Annotated in this window: 21 protein-coding genes; 6 read left to right on the forward strand and 15 right to left on the reverse strand. The window is 74.0% G+C overall.

The features are described from left to right. Nucleotides 1-223: 223 nt before the first annotated feature. Nucleotides 224-880: a snapalysin gene (gene snpA / locus ACW69E_RS12415; RefSeq protein WP_457498244.1), complete on the reverse strand. Its 657-nt coding sequence runs from the start codon at nucleotides 878-880 to the stop codon at nucleotides 224-226. 321 nt (nucleotides 881-1201) lie between these two features. Between snpA and ACW69E_RS12420 the strand changes: the two genes are divergently transcribed. Then, nucleotides 1202-2383: a LysR family transcriptional regulator gene (locus tag ACW69E_RS12420; RefSeq protein ID WP_457498245.1), complete on the forward strand. Its 1182-nt coding sequence runs from the start codon at nucleotides 1202-1204 to the stop codon at nucleotides 2381-2383. Between the two features lie 55 nt (nucleotides 2384-2438). On the opposite strand, the gene ACW69E_RS12425 is transcribed toward ACW69E_RS12420, so the two are convergent. Next, nucleotides 2439-2594, reverse strand: coding sequence for a hypothetical protein (locus ACW69E_RS12425; RefSeq protein WP_237878097.1), 156 nt, complete (start codon nucleotides 2592-2594; stop codon nucleotides 2439-2441). Nucleotides 2595-2948: 354 nt separating this feature from the next. Here ACW69E_RS12425 and ACW69E_RS12430 point away from each other — a divergent pair, with 354 nt between their 5' ends. Beyond that, on the forward strand, nucleotides 2949-3575 hold the full coding sequence (locus tag ACW69E_RS12430; RefSeq protein WP_457498246.1) for a hypothetical protein: 627 nt from the start codon (nucleotides 2949-2951) through the stop codon (nucleotides 3573-3575). A gap of 77 nt (nucleotides 3576-3652) precedes the next feature. Here ACW69E_RS12430 and ACW69E_RS12435 read toward each other — a convergent pair whose 3' ends face one another. From ACW69E_RS12435 to ACW69E_RS12455, 5 genes are all read right to left on the reverse strand, one after another. Next, on the reverse strand, nucleotides 3653-4516 hold the full coding sequence (locus ACW69E_RS12435; RefSeq protein ID WP_457498247.1) for a dioxygenase family protein: 864 nt from the start codon (nucleotides 4514-4516) through the stop codon (nucleotides 3653-3655). Between the two features lie 91 nt (nucleotides 4517-4607). Continuing rightward, nucleotides 4608-5552 (reverse strand): helix-turn-helix domain-containing protein, encoded by a 945-nt coding sequence (locus ACW69E_RS12440; RefSeq protein ID WP_457498248.1) that lies wholly within the window; start codon nucleotides 5550-5552, stop codon nucleotides 4608-4610. Between the two features lie 71 nt (nucleotides 5553-5623). Continuing rightward, complete coding sequence (locus tag ACW69E_RS12445) at nucleotides 5624-7699, reverse strand: neutral/alkaline non-lysosomal ceramidase N-terminal domain-containing protein (RefSeq protein ID WP_457498320.1); 2076 nt, start codon at nucleotides 7697-7699, stop codon at nucleotides 5624-5626. A 326-nt stretch (nucleotides 7700-8025) separates the two neighbouring features. Continuing rightward, nucleotides 8026-8598, reverse strand: coding sequence for a GNAT family N-acetyltransferase (locus tag ACW69E_RS12450; protein ID WP_457498249.1), 573 nt, complete (start codon nucleotides 8596-8598; stop codon nucleotides 8026-8028). Between the two features lie 119 nt (nucleotides 8599-8717). Further along, nucleotides 8718-8876 carry a hypothetical protein gene (locus ACW69E_RS12455; protein ID WP_457498250.1) on the reverse strand — a complete coding sequence of 53 codons (159 nt, stop codon included), beginning with the start codon at nucleotides 8874-8876 and terminating at the stop codon, nucleotides 8718-8720. Nucleotides 8877-9112: 236 nt separating this feature from the next. Here ACW69E_RS12455 and ACW69E_RS12460 point away from each other — a divergent pair, with 236 nt between their 5' ends. The 3 genes from ACW69E_RS12460 to ACW69E_RS12470 all read left to right on the forward strand — a co-directional run bounded on the left by ACW69E_RS12460 (nucleotide 9113) and on the right by ACW69E_RS12470 (nucleotide 11278). Then, on the forward strand, nucleotides 9113-10141 hold the full coding sequence (locus tag ACW69E_RS12460) for a LacI family DNA-binding transcriptional regulator (RefSeq protein ID WP_457498251.1): 1029 nt from the start codon (nucleotides 9113-9115) through the stop codon (nucleotides 10139-10141). A 172-nt stretch (nucleotides 10142-10313) separates the two neighbouring features. Then, nucleotides 10314-10694: a DUF1304 domain-containing protein gene (locus ACW69E_RS12465; protein WP_457498252.1), complete on the forward strand. Its 381-nt coding sequence runs from the start codon at nucleotides 10314-10316 to the stop codon at nucleotides 10692-10694. A gap of 137 nt (nucleotides 10695-10831) precedes the next feature. Further along, complete coding sequence (locus tag ACW69E_RS12470) at nucleotides 10832-11278, forward strand: hypothetical protein (RefSeq protein ID WP_457498253.1); 447 nt, start codon at nucleotides 10832-10834, stop codon at nucleotides 11276-11278. Nucleotides 11279-11452: 174 nt separating this feature from the next. Here the strand turns inward: ACW69E_RS12470 and ACW69E_RS12475 are convergent, their stop codons facing one another. The 8 genes from ACW69E_RS12475 to ACW69E_RS12510 all read right to left on the reverse strand — a co-directional run bounded on the left by ACW69E_RS12475 (nucleotide 11453) and on the right by ACW69E_RS12510 (nucleotide 18688). Next, the gene (locus tag ACW69E_RS12475) at nucleotides 11453-12763 is read right to left on the reverse strand and encodes a vWA domain-containing protein (protein ID WP_457498254.1); all 1311 of its coding nucleotides are present in this window, start codon (nucleotides 12761-12763) and stop codon (nucleotides 11453-11455) included. Next, nucleotides 12760-14061, reverse strand: a complete 1302-nt coding sequence (locus ACW69E_RS12480) for an AAA family ATPase (RefSeq protein ID WP_457498255.1) — start codon at nucleotides 14059-14061, stop codon at nucleotides 12760-12762. Before ACW69E_RS12480 ends, ACW69E_RS12475 begins: the two co-directional genes overlap by 4 nt. A gap of 113 nt (nucleotides 14062-14174) precedes the next feature. Continuing rightward, on the reverse strand, nucleotides 14175-15632 hold the full coding sequence (locus ACW69E_RS12485) for a hypothetical protein (protein WP_457498256.1): 1458 nt from the start codon (nucleotides 15630-15632) through the stop codon (nucleotides 14175-14177). 126 nt (nucleotides 15633-15758) lie between these two features. Next, a complete protein-coding gene (locus tag ACW69E_RS12490) occupies nucleotides 15759-16178 on the reverse strand; it encodes a hypothetical protein (RefSeq protein ID WP_457498257.1) in 420 nt (139 codons plus the stop codon). Next, nucleotides 16175-16453 (reverse strand): CopG family transcriptional regulator, encoded by a 279-nt coding sequence (locus ACW69E_RS12495; protein ID WP_457498258.1) that lies wholly within the window; start codon nucleotides 16451-16453, stop codon nucleotides 16175-16177. Before ACW69E_RS12495 ends, ACW69E_RS12490 begins: the two co-directional genes overlap by 4 nt. Before the next feature lie 43 nt (nucleotides 16454-16496). After that, a complete protein-coding gene (locus tag ACW69E_RS12500; protein ID WP_457498259.1) occupies nucleotides 16497-17414 on the reverse strand; it encodes a hypothetical protein in 918 nt (305 codons plus the stop codon). Nucleotides 17415-17685: 271 nt separating this feature from the next. Beyond that, nucleotides 17686-17814: a DUF397 domain-containing protein gene (locus ACW69E_RS12505; protein ID WP_457498260.1), complete on the reverse strand. Its 129-nt coding sequence runs from the start codon at nucleotides 17812-17814 to the stop codon at nucleotides 17686-17688. After that, nucleotides 17777-18688 (reverse strand): helix-turn-helix domain-containing protein, encoded by a 912-nt coding sequence (locus tag ACW69E_RS12510; RefSeq protein ID WP_457498321.1) that lies wholly within the window; start codon nucleotides 18686-18688, stop codon nucleotides 17777-17779. Before ACW69E_RS12510 ends, ACW69E_RS12505 begins: the two co-directional genes overlap by 38 nt. Nucleotides 18689-18864: 176 nt before the next feature. Here ACW69E_RS12510 and ACW69E_RS12515 point away from each other — a divergent pair, with 176 nt between their 5' ends. Continuing rightward, nucleotides 18865-19332: an ATP-binding protein gene (locus tag ACW69E_RS12515; RefSeq protein WP_457498322.1), complete on the forward strand. Its 468-nt coding sequence runs from the start codon at nucleotides 18865-18867 to the stop codon at nucleotides 19330-19332. Nucleotides 19333-19348: the final 16 nt, after the last annotated feature.

Consider the following 19348-nt stretch of genomic DNA (forward strand, 5'->3'; position numbering starts at 1 on the left):
GGGTCCGGGCGCGGCGGTGTGCCGGCGGGGCTCCGGTCCGGCGGTACGGGCCGCGCGAGGGGTGGGCGCCGGCGCCGGGCAGGGTCTCGTCCCTCCTGCCCGGCGCCGGAGTGGGGCCGCCGGACCGGCGTCCGTGGGGGGAGAAAAACGCCGGGCCGGCGGGCGGCCGCGCTGCTCGGCTGTTGGTCCGGCGAGCGGGCTCACCGGACCAACGGCCCCGTCGTCAGCGGGCCTTGGCGGCGGACTCCTTCTGGAAGGCGCTCAGGCCGTACGACCAGATCTGGTTGACCCGGCTGCGCTCGGCGGCGTTGGGGTAGGCGTTGGTGCAGGACGGGCCGGGGCCGCCGCCGGACATCAGCTCGCTGCACGGCCCGGAGTAGTTGTCCCGCAGGCCCAGCACATGGCCGGTCTCGTGAGAGGTGACGCGGGTGGAGTTGTAGATCTGGTTCTGCCGGTAGTCCAGGAAGATGTAGCCGTTGCCGCGGCCGTCGGTGCTGGCGTAGGAGCCGCGCGAGTCGTTGCCCTCGTAGTACCGGAAGTCGGCGTTGCTGCCCGAGACCAGGCGCACGTTGCTGACCGAGGAGTTCCAGATCTGGGCGCTGCGGGATATCTCGGTGGCGAACGAGGGCGCCCGGCTGGCGTCGTAGACGACCGTGACGGCCTGCGCCCCCGTGGTCCGCTGCTTGGACAGCGCGGACTCCATCACGGCCTCGAAGAAGGCCCGGGTGTTGGCCTGGTCGGCGGCGGAGCCGGAGTAGGCGGCGATCGAGGCGGGGAGCCGGTCCGCGGGGGCGGGGGCCGCGGAGGCCGGCACCGCGGTCAGGCTCAGGGCCGTGCCCAGACCGAGCGCCGCGGCCAGGGCCGCTCTGGAGGACTTCATGTGGGGGTCTCCTTCTCGTCGGTGAACCCGGGGGCGGAACCTGACGCGGAACCTGTGTGTGGGGGGCCGGGTCCGGCGGAGGAACTTCGGTCAGTCAGGATTGTGTTCGACCTCCGCGCCGCCGGGATGATGCCAACCGGTGATAGCGCCGGGCTATCACCCGTGATCACACCGCCCGGTCTCCCGGCCGGGAAGGCGCGCCGAGGACCCGCCGGAACGGCCCGGGACGGCCCGACTCGCGCGCCGGGAACGCCGGGCATGCCGTTTCGGCGGCGTTTGGACGTCTGGTGCCGCCTGTTGGGGCGTCGTTATCCTCCAGGTGTGGAGCTCGACGTGAGGCATCTGCGTGTGCTGTGCGCCATCGCCGACGCCGGCAGCGTCCGCAAGGCGGCGCTGCGCCTGGGCATGAGCCAGCCCTCTCTGACGACGCAGCTGCGCCGTATCGAGAACGCCATCGGCGGGCGGCTGTTCACCCGGGAGCGCACGGGCAGCCGTCCCACGGCCCTGGGGCGGTCCGTGCTCTGCCGCGCGCGCCCGATCGTCGCCGACATGGCGGCCCTGGTGAGCGAGGCGAGGAGCGCGGCGGCGCTGGCCGGAGGGGCGCGGCTGCGGATCGGCAGTACGGCCAGCCGTGCCGTGGCCGGATGGGTGCGCAGGCTCCGGGACCGCTACCCCGGCGCCGAGACGGGCATCCACATCGACGTCTCGGCCAACTCGCTGCTCCAGACGGTCGCCGACGGGCAGGTGGACGTGGCGTTCGTCCACGAGCCGGAGGGCTTCCCGCTGCGCTTCCCCCCGGGAGTGGAACAGCACGTCCTGGTGGCCAGGGAACCGCAGTTCATCGCCCTGCCCGAGACCCATCCCCAGGCCGGCCGCCGGATGGTCGACATGGCCGACCTCGCCGACGACCAGTGGATCGTCGACTTCACGGCGGACGGGGAGTGGGCCGCCACGCGCCGTGCCTTCGCGACCGCCGGACTGAACCCGCGCATGGTCCACGTGCCCGACAACACCACCGCCGCGGCACTGATCGCCGGCGGCGAGGCGGTGAGCGTGTGCCAGCCCGTCTCCCAGCAGCGCCAGGGAATGGTCATCCGCCCGCTGCGCGACGACCCGCTGGCGGTACGGCTGTTACTGGCCTGCCGGTCGGACAGCCCGTTGGCGGCCGAGATCGCCGGCCTGCGTACCGACCTCATGGCCGCCTACGCCGAGGTCGCCTGGGCCAGTCCCGCCTACCGCTGGTGGCTGCTGCGCCACGGCGGTGCGCTGCTGCCCCCGCCGGAGGGCGGCCCCGCCGGCCCCGCGCCGTCCGCCGCCGAGCCCTCCGGTGTGCCGGCGCCAGGCCGCACGTCCGGCCGCACGTCCGGTCTTACGGACTCCGCGGACGGCCTGGCGGACGGACCGCCGGAGCACGCCCTGGCCGCGGTGCCCGGCCCGCTCCGCGCGGCCCGGCGGCCCGCTCCGCACAGCACCGCTCCGCGCGTGCCCCGGGCACGCGGATGAGGCGTGTGCGGACGAGGTACGTGCTGACGATGCGTGTGCGGCGGACGCTCCCGGGTCAGCCCCTGCCGAGGTCCAGCGGCGGCTCGACGGTGTGGAAGCACTGGGTGCACACATAGCCGCCGTGCGGCCCCTCCTGGACGGACCAGCCGCACTGGGCGCAGTGCATCACGGCCACGTCGTGCGCCGGGACGTCGGAGTGCGAGGGGGTCATCCGGTGGCTCCGCAGTTGCCGCAGGACCAGCGCCCGTCGGGCCCCTGGATCACGGTGGCTCCGCATGTGGTGCAGTTCAACGGCAGTTCCCCTTCCGCCGTGCCCGCCGGGTCCGCCCGCGCCGCCGGTGCGGTCACCACCGGGGGGCGCGGCTGTCACAGGTCACCGTAGCCCGGCGCACGGCCGGTGACGAGACCCCCTCCGCGCGCCCTCCCTCCCGATCCGCCTTCCGGTGCGGTGCTCCGCGCGCCGGGAGGCGCCCGGTGTCGCAATTCACCCCGGCGGCCCGGGCGGGGCTCGTTACCATCGAGGTACCGAATACCGGAATCCGCTCTTCCGAAACGCGGGACCAAGGTGTCTGCTGATCTCTCCTCCGTCATAGCCGCCACCACCCGGTGGCTGGTCCGCGCCTATCCGACCGCCGGCGGCGTGCTCAGCGCCTCCCTGGCCGAGGCGCAGGCGCGCCAGGCGGTCACGGTCGCGGCCTGGCTGCGCTATCCGACACCGCTGGACGCCGCGCTGGTGGCGGTCGCCGGACCGGGCGGCGCCCTGCGGCTGGACCGGATCACCGGCGCGGCGGCCCCGGAACCGGCCGGCCCCGGCGGCACCGACGGCCACGACGGTCCCGGTGGCGCGTCCGCCGGACTGCCGTGGATCCCCCTGCCCCGCGAGCCCGGCGAGACGGGGAGCGCCTGGCGCACCTGGGTGGACGAGGTCCTCGCCAGCTGGGCGGCCTGCCTGCTGACCTCGCCGGATCTGGTGGGGGAGGCGGTGGCCGGTGCCCTGCGCAGCGAGCACGCGCGGGGACTGGCGGTCGACTTCCGCAGGCTGACCGCTCCCGACGGGCTCGACCGGCAGGCCGCGCCCCTGCTGCGGCATCCCGACCTGATGGAGCCGGTCGCCGGACTGCACCGTGACGGGCTTCTGGCCTGCCTCGGCTCCCACCGGGGCCCGGACGCCGAGACCGCCGCATCCGGCTGACCGCGTCCGGGCCCGCCACCGGATCCGGCGGCGGGCCCGGACGGCGTGGCCCGGCGGGCGTGGCTCAGCGGCCGGGATCAGGCCCGCCGCCACAGGGCCGGGGTGTTCGGCGGCTCCCAGCCCGCCTGGGACAGATGCGCCTGGAGGCACGTGTAGGAGGCTCCGCCGTACTCGACCCGGTCGCCGGCCCGGTAGTTCACCCCCGTGCGCCAGGTGCCGCCGGGGCCGTCCGGGGGCGGGGTGGGCGGCGGCGTCCGGGAGACGTCGAGGACGAAGTCGAACGTCGCCTCCTTCGCCGAGCCGACCGTCCGCACGTTCATCAGCAGCGCGGGGTCGAAGATCGCGTCGGTGCCGTTGCGCGGCTCGCCCGGGAAGTAGAGCTGGGTGGTCAGCACGGGGCGGCCCGGCGCCTGCGCCTTGACGTGGATGTGCCGGGTGCGGCCCGGGTACAGGCCGGGGACGATCGTGGTGAGTTCGAACGCCCCCCGCGCGTCGGTGTACTGGTGGCCGCGGAACCGGTAGCCGGTGTTGTCGTAGGTGCCGCCCGCGTCCGCCTGCCAGAAGTCCAGCAGGACGCCCGCGAGCGGCTGGCAGGCCCGGCCGAACACGTACCCGCTGACGGTCAGCCGGGTGCCCTGGGTGCCCGCGTCGACCAGCGAGGTGCGGCGCGGTGAGTTCGGCTTGAAGTACGGGCCCTCCATCTGCGGTGGTGTGGGGTCGTCCCCGTCGTCGCAGTAGGGGGTGAGCGGGAGCGGTTCGCCGGCGGACGACGGCCGCAGGGTGCGGGCCAGGGCCGGTGCGCCACCGGCGATCAGCGGCAGGGGAGCGGCCAGCAGCGCCCCCTTGAGCACGCTCTTGCGGCTGATGGGGCGCGGCCCGGAGCCGGCCTCGGAGGCCGGCCCGGGGCCGCTTCCGGGGCGGGGGGTGGCGTGGTCTTCCACGGTTTCTCCTGCTGTCGGGGAAGGTGGTATGGACCTTTCGCGAGCAGGTCTGAACCTATGCGGGTGTCCGGGCGGAGGCGATGGACAGAACTCAGCGGTCGTGGTGATTCGTTCCGCTCCCGCCCCGGCCCGCCTCGCTTTCCGTGCCCGCCCCGCCGCCCGCGTCCGCTCCACCGCCCTCCCCGGCCCCGCGGCGGAAGGCGCCGGGGGTGACACCGGTCTCCCGGCGGAAGAAGCGGCAGAAGTACGCCGGATCGGCGAAGCCCGTGTGCCGGGCCACCTGGCCCACCGTCATCCCCGTTCCCGTCAGCAGCCGTTTGGCCTCCAGCACCCTTGCTCGCCGCAGAAGCTGTCCCGGGGTGCGCCCGGTGGCCCGCTTGACCGTCTCGTTCAGATGGCCGGCCGACACCCCCAGCCGCGCCGCGCACTCGCGCACCGACAGCCGTCCCGCCTCCGGCTCCTCCAGCAGCCGGCCGAAGTCCCGGGCCGCCCCGGACGCCCGTCCGCCCTCCGTCCCGGCCGCGGCGGGCGGGCCGCCGCCGGACAGCCGGCTCGCGCGGACGAGGAGGACGTGCAGATAGGACTGGAGGACGGAGGCGAAGCCCCCGCCCCGGCCGCGGTACTCCCGGTCCATCTCCCGCAGCAGCGCCGAGAGCCTGACCGCCTCGTCGCGCGGCGGCCGCAGCCACGGCCGCTCCCGCAGTCCCCGCAGCGTCTCGCGGTCCTCCGGGTGCTCCAGCAGGAAGTCGTCGGTGAACAGCACCACCCAGCCGTTCAGGCCCGAGATCCCGCGCCAGTGGTGCACCTGCCCGGGGGCGACCGCGCAGAGGTTCGGCGGGCTCAGCCGCCACGGCACCGCGTCCACCACGTGCGTGCCGCGGCCGCTGGTGACGTAGACGATCTCGTGGAAGACGTGCCGGTGCGGGAAGCCGGCGCGTGACAGCGGACCGATGGTGTCGAAGGAGCCGATGGCGAAAGGCAGTTCGTTCGGCTCGGGCACCTCCAGCCGGTGCAGCGGTACCGGGTTGTGCGTCACTCACCCCACCTCCTCGGCGGCCGGGCGGCCCGGTGGAGCATAGTGCGGGACGCCCGGCCGCCGGGGAGGGATCAGGCCAGCACGCTGAAGGTGCGCGTGGTGCCGGAGAAGGAACGGGCCCCGCCCACCAGGGGCTTGGCGTCGCCGTGGTAGCGGACGCGGTAGCGGCCGGGGGTGGCACCGGCGGGCACGTCCCAGGTGACGGTCACCTTGGAGGCGGCGATCCCGTCGCGCTCCCAGCGGAAGGCCGTCGACCAGTCGCCGTCGTCGGCGACCGTGCGCCACGCCCCGCCCTCGTACCGCTCCACCCGCAGGTAGGTGCTGCCCCGGTGCAGGTCGTTGCCGGGGTGGGCGCCGGCGAACACCGCCGTGACCCGCTCACCGGCCCGGTAGCCCTCGCGCGGCTGGGTCAGCACGTCCCCGAACGAGCGTCCGATCTGCGGGGCGTCCAGCACGATCGGAGGCTGGAGGGCGAGCGGCGCGGCGGAAAGGTCGGGCGGCTCCGGGCCGGTCGGCAGCGCCCGCCCCTCGCGCATCGCACGGGCCAGCTGTGCCGAGACCTGCTGGATCGCGGGCAGCTGCCAGCGGCCGAAGAGGGTGCTGCCGCCCTCGTAGTGCTGGGCGTCGTACTCCTCGGGGGTGGTGAGGTAGTGGAAGTAGGAGTTGGCGTAGCCCGCCACCAGCACGTCGTCCAGATCCGCGCCGGTGGCCTGCGCGACGGTGCGCCGCAGCCGCAGCCCCGCCGCGACGGTGACCTCGCCGGGGACGCCGATCAGGTACAGCCGGCCGATCCGCACCAGCTGCACGGGCACGATCTCCTGCACCCAGGGGTAGATCCGGTTCATCTCCCCGATGGGCACGGCGATCGCCTTGGGCGCGTGGGCATCGCGCAGCTCCGGCGAGACGGTGTAGACCACCGAGTGGGAGATCGCGTCCCAGAAGGGGTTGCCGCCCTCGGAGAAGCCGGGGAAGGCCGGCCCGTCCTCCGTGCTGCCCGCCGCCATGGCCGCGCCGACGGCCGGCTTGGCCGTTCTGTGGGCGCGCCCGTCGCCGGTGAACTCCGGCCCCACGGTGACGTCGGAGAGGTCCACGTACACCAGCCGGGAGTCCACGCCGCCGGACAGCCGGGTGCCGGGCCGGTCCAGCTGCCGCGCGGCGGCCTCGTACTGGAGCAGTCCGTTGGCGCGGGTGCGCTCGAAGTCCTCCGGTGTGGTGGGCGGCTCCAGGTCGAGGTTGGGGGACATGTCGCCGGCGTTGGTCTGCGCGAAGGCGGCGATCACCTCGGGCGCGGTGCCGGCCAGGTAGTCCGCGCCCGCCACCTCGCGCTCCCAGTGGTAGGCGGCGTATCCCTTGTTGTCGGCGCTGATCAGTGTGTTGTCGCCGGACATGCTGGTGCAGTGGGTGGCGAACCAGTTGACCGCGCCCACCAGCCGCCCCTGCCGCTCGATCCGCAGCAGCGTGGTGAGCGGGTCGACGGCGTCGGGGAAGTGGGCTTTGACGTCGGCCGGGTTGCGCTCGAACGCGGTACGGGAGCGGTTGACGCTGGCGCCGAGCAACTCCCCATGGGAAAGGGAGAGTTCGGAGGGAGCCAGATCGGCGTGGGCCCGGCCCACGGCCTCCACGATGCCGCGCACCACCGCGTCGAAGGTCTTGGCGTGGAAGCCGAGCGTGGTGATGTTGTAGAGCAGGTGGTGGGAGTAGCCACCCGGACCGGCGTGGGTGTGGGTGGCGGTGATCATGGTGTTGCGGGCGTTGTAGAGGCCGCCGTACCGCTCGTCCAGGGCGCGCAGCACCGCCTGGTGCACGCTGGAGAAGATCATGGGGGAGTCGACCACGACGAGGGCCACCCGTTCCCCGGCGCTTCCGTCCGGGGCCCGGTCGGCGATGACGAAGGCGCGGGCCCGCAGCCGGTTGTGCAGGCCCTGGGCCTGCTGGTCGGTGCGCCCGTAGCCCATCATGCCGACCTCGGCGACCTCGCCGGTGGCGTCCGCGATGCCGCGTCCCACCAGATAGGCGCCGGCCCCCGCGGCGCCGGCCTGCCCGGGTGCGGCGGAGGTGCGGCCGGCGGTGGTGCCCTCGGCGGCGTGGGCCGCGGCCGTGGGGAGCCCGGCGATGCCGAGCCCGGCCGTCGCGGCGGCGGCGCGCAGGACGCCGCGGCGGCTGCTGCCCGGCGTACGGGCGGGGGCTTCCGGTGCGTCCGGTGTGTCCGAGGTGGTGCCGGACGGTGTGCGCCGCTGGGTTCGGGGATCGCTCACGTGCGGCTCCTCACGGTGCAGTAGGGGGTTACCGCCGGTTTACCGACAGGCGTTGTGAGCATGACACTCATGGCATCCGCAGACAATCCGTCTGCGCGGGATCGCCGCCGGAACGGACGCGGCGCCCCCGGCCGTTCCGGCCGGAACCCGCACGGCGGGTACGGCCCGCCCCGTGCCACGCCACGCCGGGCACCGGCCCCGCAGGCGGAGCCGGCCGGCTACCAGAGATCGCCCTCGCGCCAGTCGCAGACCAGCTCACCGCAGGTGTCCAAATCCGCACCCCCCGCCACCGACAGCACGTGGACGCACCCGTCGTCCTCCTCCGTGCGCACGGCGCCCGAGGGGGTGAGCGCCGAGACGGGCCCCCGCCACAGCAGCCAGCCGCGCGCCGCGTAGAAGCCCAGCGCCTCGTCGCTGGAGGCCAGCGCCCCCAGGTCGTACGCACCGCGCACCACCCGCTCCAGCGCCCCCATCAGCGCCGCCCCGTACCCGCGCCCGCGCCGGTCGGCACGGACCCCCACCCCCTCCACGTAACCGGCGCGCAGCGCCCGGCCGCCGTGCAGCAGCCGCCGCTGCACCAGCGAGGCGTGGCCCACCAGCTCCGGCCCCTCCCAGGCCAGCGCGTGCACACCGCCCAGGGCGTGCTCCCAGTCCTGGTCGGTCATGTCCCCCTCGAACACCTCGTCGAGCAGGGACCGGGCCGCCGCGCGGACGGAGGCGTCCAGATCCGCCGTGTGGACGAGGGAGATCCCGCCGGAACCGCCGCCGTCCCCGATCCTGATACCGGTCATGCGCCCATCCTGGCAGCACACCGCCGCCCGCCGGCGTGTCTCCACGGCGACGGGCGGCGGCGGTGCCCGGGGGTGAGGCCGCACCAGGGGGGCGGCGGGCCGGGCAGGGGCGGTACGCCTCAGCGGCGTCCCGGCCCCCGGCCGCGCAGCCGGCTCAGGGCCTGCTTGGCCTGGTTCCGCTTCCTGGGGTCGGAGGCCATCCTCCTGGCCTTCGCGGTCAGTCGGCGGCCCTGCGGGGTTCGGGAGAAAATGGCGATCTTGCTCAGAATGCCCGGCACGGTTCCTCCAGCTGATCACGGGCGCCCGCCGCGGCGAGCCGCACCCTTTGCACTCGGTTGTCCTCTTCGCCTCCTACCCCGGCGGGCGCGGGTGATGTGCGGGCCTCCCGGGGCCGGACCGGACCGGGACGGGACGGGGCCTTTGGGCGGCCTTCGGAACGCGTGTTCCGGGCGTGGGCGGGCCGCTCTAGGATGAGCCCCGGTTCGCCGGCGACCGCGGGCGGGAGGGAGAAGCGGTGAAGCGTCCCACGATGGTGGACATCGCCCGCCGTGCGGGGGTCACCAAGAGCGCGGTGTCCTTCGCGCTCAACGGCCGCCCGGGGGTGTCGGAGGCGACCCGCGCCAGAGTGCTCGCCATCGCGCAGGAGCTGGGCTGGCAGCCCAACAGCGCGGCCAGGGCCCTGTCGGACGGCAGGGCCGGGGCCTTCGGGCTGGTGGTGGACCGCCCGGCCCGCTCCCTGGGCGTCGAACCGTTCTTCATGCAGCTGGTCTCCGGCATCCAGGACGAGCTGTCCGGGGACGGCACCTCCCTGCTGTTCACCGTCGCGCCCGACGCGGACGCCGAGACGGCCACTTACCGGGCCTGGTGGGCGCAGCGCAAGGTCGACGGCGTCTTCCTGGTCGACCTGCGGGCGGACGATCCCCGGATACGGGCCCTGGAGGAGCTGCGCCTGCCCGCCGTGGTGATCGGCGCACCCGTCGGCACCGGAAGCCTGCCCGCGGTGTGGAGCGACGACGCGGCCGGGGTGCGCACCGCCGTCACCCACCTCGCCGACCTCGGCCACCGATCCATCGCCCACGTCACCGGGCCCGCCGCCCTGCGGCACACCCTCATCCGCACCGAGGCGTTCGCCGCGGCCACCGCCGAGCGCGACGTCACCGGCCGGAGCATGGAGGCCGACTACAGCGGCGAACAGGGCTGCGCCGCCACCCGCGCCCTGCTGGAGGGCGACGACCGCCCCACCGCGATCCTCTACGACAACGACGTGATGGCCGTCTCCGGCCTGAGCGCCGCGCAGAGCCTGGGCGTCCGCGTCCCCGCCGACGTCTCCCTGGTGGCCTGGGACGACTCACCGCTGTGCCGGCTGGTCCACCCCGGGCTGACCGCGCTGCGCCGCGACATCGCCGCCTACGGCGCCCTGGCCGCCCGCCGGCTCAGGGACGTCGTCGCCGGTCACCGCGTCGAACACAGCCGCGCCCCCGACCCCACCCTCACCGTCCGCGCCAGCACCGCCGCCCCCTCCCGGAGCGCGGCACCGCTGTAGCCCCGCCCGGTACGGGTCGGCCGGGCGCGGGCCGTGCCGGAAGCACCGCCGGGCGGCTCCCGGGCGGACCCGGGGTCCGTTCGTCCGGGTGCGGTCGTCCTGCCCGGCCCGGCTGATCGGGAACCGGAGTGTTGGACCACGTGCGGCCCGGAGCCCCGGGATCATGCACCTCATGAACGTGTTCAGCCAGGTCGCCGCCCTGACCGCCGCAGCGGTCCACGTCTTCGTATGGCCGCTGGAGAGCTTCCTCTACGGCAGCGCGCGCGTTCGGCTCTTCCTCACGGGAAGCACCGCCGACGCGCCGGAGGTCCGGCTGTGGCGGGTCAACGTCGGCTTCTACAACCTCTTCCTCGCGCTCGGCCTCATCGCCGGCGTCGTGAGCCTGCACACCGGCGACGCGAACACCGGACGCTCCCTCATCGTCTACGTCTGCCTCTTCATGGTCGCCGCGGGAACCGTGCTGTTCGTCTCCGACCGCGGACTGTGGCGCGGCTCCCTGGGGCAGGCGGCGCCGCCCGCCATCGCACTGGCCGCGCATGCCCTGCTCGACTGACGGGGACGCGCCTTGGAGGGCGTTTCACCTCCTTTCGCATGCTTGTCTCCGGCGCGGCCCTCGTGGCATCGGAGACAAGCGTCCCTCTGGTGCGGAAAGGAGCCACCGGAGCGTGAGAGCGGTGGGAGGATGTGCCGATGGGGATGGCCGACAGCGACAGCGAGACCGTTCAGTACGTGCGGTTCCAATCGCCGCACCGGAACAGCCGAGGCCACTTCACCGGCGTTTTCGGGCTCGTCAACAAGCTGGCGAGGGAGGGAAGGCTCTCGGACGAGCAGGAGTCCTTCCGCCGCCGCAACAACAGTTGGTACGACGCCGCGTACACCGACCCCTCGACCGTTGACCCCGGCGTCTACGACGACGAGATCAACCCCGGCGCGGCGGCATGGTTCAAGCCGTCGGCCACTCATCTCCTCGCCCGCGTTCCGGGCTATCTGGAGATCCTGTCCGCGCACGGCGTCGACTGCCGGGTCCTGCGTTCCGCGGACCCGGGACGGATCGTCTACGAGGACGACGTACAGATCGTGGTCGTGCCACACGCGCTGGAAGCGACTGCCGCCCACGGCGTCAACACCCAGACTTGAGGCGATGCGCGGCACCTGGACCTCGAACCGAACAACCCCGCCGGTGCGGAACGTCCTCGCGTTTTCGGCCGGCCCGGCCGACGGCGACGGCGCACTCCTCTCGCCCCGGGCGGGGCGTCAGGTCTCGGGGTTCAGCATCGCCGCCGCGGTCGCCCGGGGATCGCGGACGGGCTCTCAGCCGATGGTGACGACACGCGCCCAGGGCGGTGGGGCGTCCGGGACGTAGTAGGGGTCTTCCTCGTCCACGGCGCGGGCGGGGCGAGGGAAGAGACCGACGACGGTGCGGCAGGGCGGCTGCGCGGAGGGCCACGGCGTCTGCCCGTCGGTCAGGGCCACGATCACGTCCGGGCGGGGCCCGCAGCGCAGCGCCCGCTCGAAGCCGGAACGCAGGTCCGTCCCGCCGCCGCCGACCAGCTCCACGTCCTCGGCCCGGCACAGGGGCACGGCGACCCCGGCCGCCGCGTCGCAGGAGATCACCGAGACCAGGTCGCGCCGCCCGCCCACCGCCCGCGAGATCGCCACCACCTCCAGCAGCGCGCTGCCCAGTTCGGCGTCGCTCACCGACCCGGAGGTGTCGATCACGACGCGGACCCGGGGCGGCGTACGCCGCAGGCTCGGCAGCACCACGCCGGGGACACCGGCCGAACGCCGGGAGGGCCGCCGGTAGCTGTGGTTCTCACCCGCCCCCGGCGCGCCCGCCGCCGAGCGGACCGCCGACCCCAGCAGCCGCCGCCACGGCTGCGGCGGATGGAACGCCTCCTCGGCCCACCGGCGCCAGCCCTCCGGCGCGTCGCCCGGCCGTCCTTTGATCCCCTCGGCGACCCGGAAGCGGACCGCGTCCCGCTCCTGCCTGCTCAGCCCGTGCGCCCCGCCGGGCCCCAGCTCCCAGGGCCGCTCCCGTCCGTCGGCGCCGCTGCCGCAGTCCAGCCAGGCCAGGTCCGTTGCGAGCCCCGACATCGAGGCCGTCCGCAGGTACTCCTCCATCAGCAGCCCGTCGGACAGCCCCAGTAGCGACGGCAGCACCGCACCTGCCGGGCGCGGCAGCCCGTCACCGTAGATGTCGTCGTTGATCTCGAAGTCGGCGGCGATGTTCCGCCGCAGCGACTCGCCCGGTCCGTACTCCCCGTGTTCCCGCGCGTATGCCTCGCTGCGCTCGTGGTGGTCGCGGAGCAGATGGGAGACCTCGTGCACCCATACGCCCGCCAGCTCCTCCAGCGGGGTGCGCGCCACGAAGCCGGGGGAGACGTAGACGCGCCAGTGCGCGTCCACCGCCATCGTCGGCACCGAGCGGTCCTCCACCACGCGCAGCGCGAACAGCGCGTGGGCCAGATAGGGGCGGACCTTCACCGCGTGCAGCCGGGCGGCCAGCAACTTCTCCATGTCCAGGGCGAGTCCGGCCCGGTCGGCCGGGCCCGGCGCGGGCCGCCGCGCCGGAGCCGGCACCCGCGCCGGGCGCGGCAGTGGACGTTCCGTGTTCCCCGTCATCGGCCAGCCTCCGCCGTACGCCCGGCCCCGGTCGCCGCCCGTTCCGCCACCCGCTCCACGGACCGCTCCGCCCGCCGGGCCAGGCCGATCACCCCGGCCAGCCGTTCCACCGCCTCCGGCACCTCCCAGTCGTCGCGCCGCAGCGAGGCCAGCGTCTTCGCCGGGGCGATCAGCAGATCCGGGGCACCGGTCTCCATCGCCCTCACCAGCACCGCCCAGCCCGCCTCCCACCGTTCCCGCTCCGGCCGCGCCCCCACGGCCGTCACCACCGCCTCCAGCGCCGCCTGGCGCAGGTCACCGCGCTCCGGAAGCTCGGCGGCGGCCGGATCGGCCAGCAGCGACTCGGGGTCCGGCAGCTCCATCCGGTCCAGGTGCGCCAGGAGTTCGAGCCCCGGTCCGTCCCCCACCGCGCCCCGCACCAGCAGCGCCAGCACCTCCCGCGAGACGGAGGCCGCCGTACCGAAGGCCAGCAGGGTCAGCGCCGCCTCCCAGCTCCGGGGCGAGGGCCAGGCGCCGCCGCGCCGCGTCTCGCTGCCCGGCAGCCGGTGGACCAGCGTCGGCCGGGCCTTAAGGAAGCCGCAGACCGCCCGCCGGGCGAAGGCCACCGCCTCCGGCAGCCGCTCCGGCGCCAGCCGGGGCAGCTCGGCCCGGGGCCAGACGCCGCCCAGCCCGCGCACCACCACCTCCCGGTCGTGCGTCCAGTGCAGATGCACGAAACGGTTGGCCAGCGGCGCGCTCAGATCCCAGCCGTCCGCCGCTGACGCGGGCGGATTGGCCGCAGCCACGATCCGGACCCCCGGTGGCAGCCGCAGCGCACCGACCTTACGCTCCAGGACGACCCGCAGCAGCGCGGCCTGGACAGCCGGGGTGGCGGTGGAGAGCTCGTCCAGGAAGAGCAGCCCCCGCCCGGCCCGCACGAGCTCCACGGCCCACTGCGGCGGCGCCATCGGCACCCCCTGCACGGCCGGGTCGTCGCCCACGACGGGCAGCCCGGAGAAGTCGGACGGCTCGTGGACGCTGGCGATCACGGTCGTCAGCGGCAGGTCGAGGGAGGCGGCGAGCTGGGTGAGGGCGGCGGTCTTGCCGATGCCCGGCTCGCCCCAGAGCAGTACGGGCAGATCGGCCGTGACGGCCAGGGTGAGCGCTTCGAGTTGCTCGTCGGCGCGCGGCTCGGTGGTGGTCGTCCGCAGCAGGGACAGCAGGTCGTCGGCCACGGCCAGACGGGCGCCGGTTACGCGGTCGGCGTCGCCGGCACCGTCGGCCGGGGCAGCGGTGGGCAGGAGGGTGCTGGAGGACATGGGCATCACCTGATTCGGGACAGGGGGCGGGACGACCCACCCCGGACGTATTGGGAAGTGCTGCGCGGATGAAGGGACTTCGGTGGGGAACGGCCGGTCGGCCGAGCAGCCGGTCAGCGGGGCAGGGCGGTGCGGGGCCGGACCCGGCCGGCCCGCTTGTGGCGGATCGCGGGTGGCGTGTGGCGGTTCAGCCGGGGGCGGCGGCCCGCCCCCGCGCTGACGGCTTCCGTACCGGCGGCGGGGTGCACGGCGACGAGCCCCGCGCGGAAGAGACCGTGGTCGATGCGGCGTGCCGCGGCCGACCTCAGCTCCTCCCGCAGCGGCCCGTCGCGCAGGACCGCACCGGGGCCGAGCAGCCCTTCGACGACGGCCAGCGCTCCGGCCACGTCACCGTGGCGCAGCCGCTCCCGCACCGCGGGCAGGGCCTCCGGGCTGCGGTGCACCGCGTCGATCGCCCGCAGACAGGGCAGCGGCGGCCCGCCGAGCGCCACCAGCAGCTCCTCGCGCCGCAGTTGGGCCGGATCGTGGTCGACCGCCGTCAGCACCCCGTCCCGCAGCGCGATCCGGTGGACCTCGCCCCGGCACTCCACCCGGTGCGGATCACCGGGCCCGGCCTCCGGACCGGACGCGGACGCCGCACCGACGATGGGCGCCGCACCGGACTCCGCCAGCGCGGCGGTGACGAGCGGATGCAGCCGACCGGGCGTGACCAGCCCGGCCCGCAGCAACTCCAGATCCGGGAGGACCCGGGCCGCCGCCTCCGGCAGCACCGGAAGCGCGGCGACCTCCTGCGGCGGCAGCGCCTCCCGCAGCGGCCGGAGGGCCGGGACATGGCTGTCGTCTGGGGCGACGAGTTCGAGCACTGCGCGGCTGCGCGCACCGAGCCGCACGGTGAACGTACCGCGAGTGCGACCCTCGGCCCGCAGCAGCAACTCCGCCTCGGCGGCCCAACGACCCACCGCCCAGGGCGAGTCGGGAACAGCGAGCCCGCCGGGCGACCACGGCTCCACGAACGGCACCCCGCCCGCTCCCAACACACCGCATCGACAGGCCAGTTCAGCGCTCCGCCCGGCATCCCACAGATGCCGGTGCAGGTCGAGCCGGAAACGCCGGTCGGGATGCGGATGGTGCCCGAAAGGATCGCTTCCGGGCCCCTCCCACAGGGCCAGGGACATCCGCTGCCCGGCGTCCGCCCAGGCCGGAGGCGTCCGCACCACCAGTTGCGGTGACACGGCGCCGGGTGATGCCGGATAACGGGCCAGGCAGACGGTCAGGCCGGGCCGCAGCCGCCCGTCGGGGGCGATCCGGGGCATGTGCCAGCGCAGCAGATCCGGCGCCAGTCGGTGCAGATCCGCACGGAGACGGGTGACGAGTTCGGTGCCGTGGCGTTCGCGCACGGCGCGCAGATCGAGATCGACGTCGACGCGGGCGGCGGCGCAGGCCCCCGCCCAGTCACCGGCCGCACGGCGCGCGGTCGCGGTCTCGATCATGGACGGTGGCACGGCGTACTCGCGCACGCGCCGCCACATCAGCAGGCGGGACGGAACCGAGTTCACGAGGTGATGTGCCATCAGCACTCACCTTGCGGACACGATTCCCCCAATCCACAAGAGGAGAAGTTCTTCATCGTCGGCATCGTAACCACACCTGCGACGGTCTGTCAGTCCCCGGTGTGCCCGCCGATGTGAACGGTCCGCTCATACCTTCCCGACGACGACCCTGTCCGGTACCAGCCTCTCCAGGTCGTCCACGTCCGAGGTGAAGACCGTCACCCGGCCCGGCTGCTGCCGTGCGACGACGGCGAGTACGGCGTCGATCGCGTACTTGTGGCCGTGCAAACCGGCCCGGCTCAGAAGCCGACGTGCCTGCCGGGCCTCTTCCTTGCCGACGTCCGCGACGGTGAGGCGGGAGAGCACCCAGTCCCAGCGCCGCTCGGTGGTCCTCCCGTCGTACGCCTCGACAAGAGTCATGGGTGAGGTCACCACCTCGGCCTCACCCCGGGCCGCGAGGTCGAGCCGGGCGATCATGGCGCGGTCGCCACGCACGGCCAGCGACAGAGCCTCGCAACCCAGAACGAAGACGCGGGGCGGCGCGTTCCCACCGCTCTGCTTCCTCACGCGGCCTCTCCGGGACGGTTCCGTGCGGTGGTGCGGCGGCGCTCGTGCTCGGCATCGAGGTCTTCCAACTCCCGTAGTGCCGCAGCGCGCTCGCTCTCGGTGACCGGCCCGTGTTCCTCCTCCAACCAGTCGACCAGCTCCCGGAGCCGGTCCCGCTCCCGCTTCAGGCGCAGTGCCTCGGTGAAGTACGCCGACAGGCCGCGCTCGGTCACTTCGGAGCGGATCTCCTCCAGGAGATCCTCCGGGATCGTCACGGTGACCTTCTTGGTTGCCATACACGATACCATACTCATGGTGTTTCCCCCCATACTCGGTGAATCAGCAGGCCGCACGGAGTTCCTCCTGTTCCGTGCGGCAGTCGCGGCACAACTGGCCGGGCCGAGCCGCGCGGATGGCGCGTTCGCAGCCGTCGCAGGTCTGGAGGGGCAGGACGACGGGCTTGGCGGGCGACGGGGTCTGGACGGGCGCGGGCAGGGGCGGCTCGCCGAGGCGGAAGGCCAGGATGCGGGCCGGACGGGCCAGGAGCCGTTCGGGCAGGCCGGCGGTGAGCGTCTCGGTGATCCGGGCGGGGGACACGCCCGCCGCGAGCCACCGGGCCACGTCCGGGGCGAGCCGGGCGGCCTCGCCCTCGGAGAGGATCAGCCGGGGGTCGGCGGCGCGGAGGGAGGCCAGGACCCGCACCGCGTCCGGATCGGCCTCGCCGAGCGGAGCGGGCGGAACCTGCGGCGACCGCACCACCGCCGGGAGCGGGTCCGGGGGAGCGGTGGCCGGAGCTGGAGCAGACGGCAGAGACGCCGGGTCGGAGGCCGCACGCGGCGCGGGCACGCGGACGGGCGCGGGACGAGGCCGGCGGCCGGGCGGCGGCGTGGGATCCGGGTCGTCGTCGCCCGGCGGTACGTCGTGGAAGTACGTGCGGGTACGGACCCGGCCGTCCGGTCCGCGCTCGCGCCGCCGCTCCAGGTGGCCGAATGCTTCCAGCTCCCGCAGAGCACGGGAGATCAGGATCTCGCCCTCGGAGAAGTGCTCGCACAGCGCGGTGATGCTCACCGGAGCGCCGTCCGGGAGGGAGGAGATGTAGGCCGCGACCCCGATGGTGACCGCGCTGCCGGGCCGCTGGGCGAGGACGTTGGCGAGGACGGTGAAGTTGGCGGTGAGGCGGGTGCGTACGTGGATCACGCCGGATGTCGGTGCACCGGCGCGGGCGCGCGAACGCGCGCTAAACTGCGAGTCAGCCATCGGGAAGTTGCGCTCTTCCTGATCGGTGAGGCCCTCGATCGGGATGCCAGTCCCGGCCGGGGGCCGCAACTTTTTGCGGTTGTCGCGGTGAACGTAACCACTCGCTTTTCAAACCTGCAAGCTCGTCACCCGTACGGGTGACGAGGGGAAAGGGTGGGTGGGTGGGAGGTTCTTTCTCCGGGTTCCTTAAGGGAGTTCGTGGCCCGCCGGACCCTCGTGGGCGAGGGTCCGGCGGGACCGGGAAGCCGACGTACACCGGCCCCCGGACCGCTCAGGCGCGGCGGCCGGCCTTCAACTCGCTTATGAAGGAAGCCCAGGACGCCGACGGGAACGCCAGCACCGGCCCGTGCGGGACCTTGCTGTCACGGACGGGGACGCTGCCGGGGAAGCCGTCGGCCACCTCGACGCAGTCGCCACCCGCCTGGTTGCTGTAGCTGCTCCTGCGCCACTCGGCGTCGTTGAGTTCGGGACGGGACACTCGATTCACGGTTGTCCTCCAGCGCGGATCGGATCATGTCGAGAGACATGAGCGGGGGCAGGGCTGCCGCCCGCAGCCGATCGTAAATCTCCGAGTAGCGCTTGACTTCGGACGGCTCCTCGATGAGCTGACCGAAGTCGGCACCCTCCTTGTAAGCCACTTCCGAGCCGTTCGGGAGTTCCAGCACTGTGAGCGAACCGCCCAGCGCCTCGTGCCCGCCTTGTCCGAACGGCAGCACCTGCACGGTGATGCGGAACTCCTGAGCGGCCTCCAACAGCCGGACCAACTGGTCACGCATGACGGAACGGTCGCCGATCGGACGCCTCAACACCGCTTCGTCCAGGACGACCCACAGGTCGGGGCAGTCGGACGACCGGAGTCGCCCCTGCCGCGCCAGCCGTGCGGCGATCCGCTCCTCCAACTGCTCCCGGCTCTTGAGGAGTACGTCGAGACTCAGTACGGCCCGTGCGTAGTCCTCGGTCTGGAGAAGACCGGGAACCACATGCGCCGCGTACTGCTTGATGGATACCGCCCGCTCCGAGAGGTGGATGAACCTGCGAGACCAGTCCGGGAACGTCTCGCGGTAGACGTACGGCCACAGGTCGACCAGCAGGTCGTCCGCTGCGAGGGCGTCGTCCAGCGTGCGCGCCAGCTCGAGCGTCGGTCTCGCCCCGGAGGCCCGCTCGACCTGGGTGATCCGGCTGGCGACCACATGCGCCTTCTCACCCAGTTCCGCCTGGGTCAGCCCGGCGGCGACGCGGAGTCTGCGCACCCGCGAGCCGAACAGGGCCGCCATCGATGCCCCGGGATCAACATCCTTGGCCAAAACATCACTTCCGTTTCTTACGGGCTGGAAGGTAAGGCTTCATCCCCTTCCGAGCCTAGGCTCGCCGGTCGATCCTGAAGCACGGAACGTAATGATCCGCCTACGTTGCGGATCGAACGAGGAAGCGAAGGACGGCTTTCGTGCTGATGACGACGACCACGCCCGACGAGGAACCGCAGCCGGGCGCGGCACACCCGGGAGGCCCCGAACCCCGGCTGTTCACCATGCGGTTCACGTCATCGCCCAAGGGGGCGCGGCTCGCCCGGAAGCTCGCCGTGCGGCGCATGGAGGAGTGGGGGTGGCCGGCCGTATCGGACCTCTCGTGCACCGTCTCCCTGCTGGTCGGTGAGCTGGCCGCCAACGCGGTACGGCACGGCCGGGTGCCCGGACGCGGCTTCCGCCTCGCGCTCGAAGTGCGGGGGAACGTGGTCCGCATCGAGGTCTCGGACGCCTCCCCGGTCCCGCCTCCGGCCGCCCCGCCCTCGCCGTCCGCCGACGACGAGTCGGGGCGCGGCCTGCTCCTGGTGGACATCCTCGCCACCCGCTGGGGCGCGGTCCCGCGCGACCCCGTCGGCAAGACGGTCTGGGCCGAGGTGGCGGCCCTGGACCACTGAAAGGACCGGGCGGTTG

This window comes from Streptomyces sp. SS8 (assembly GCF_054072955.1).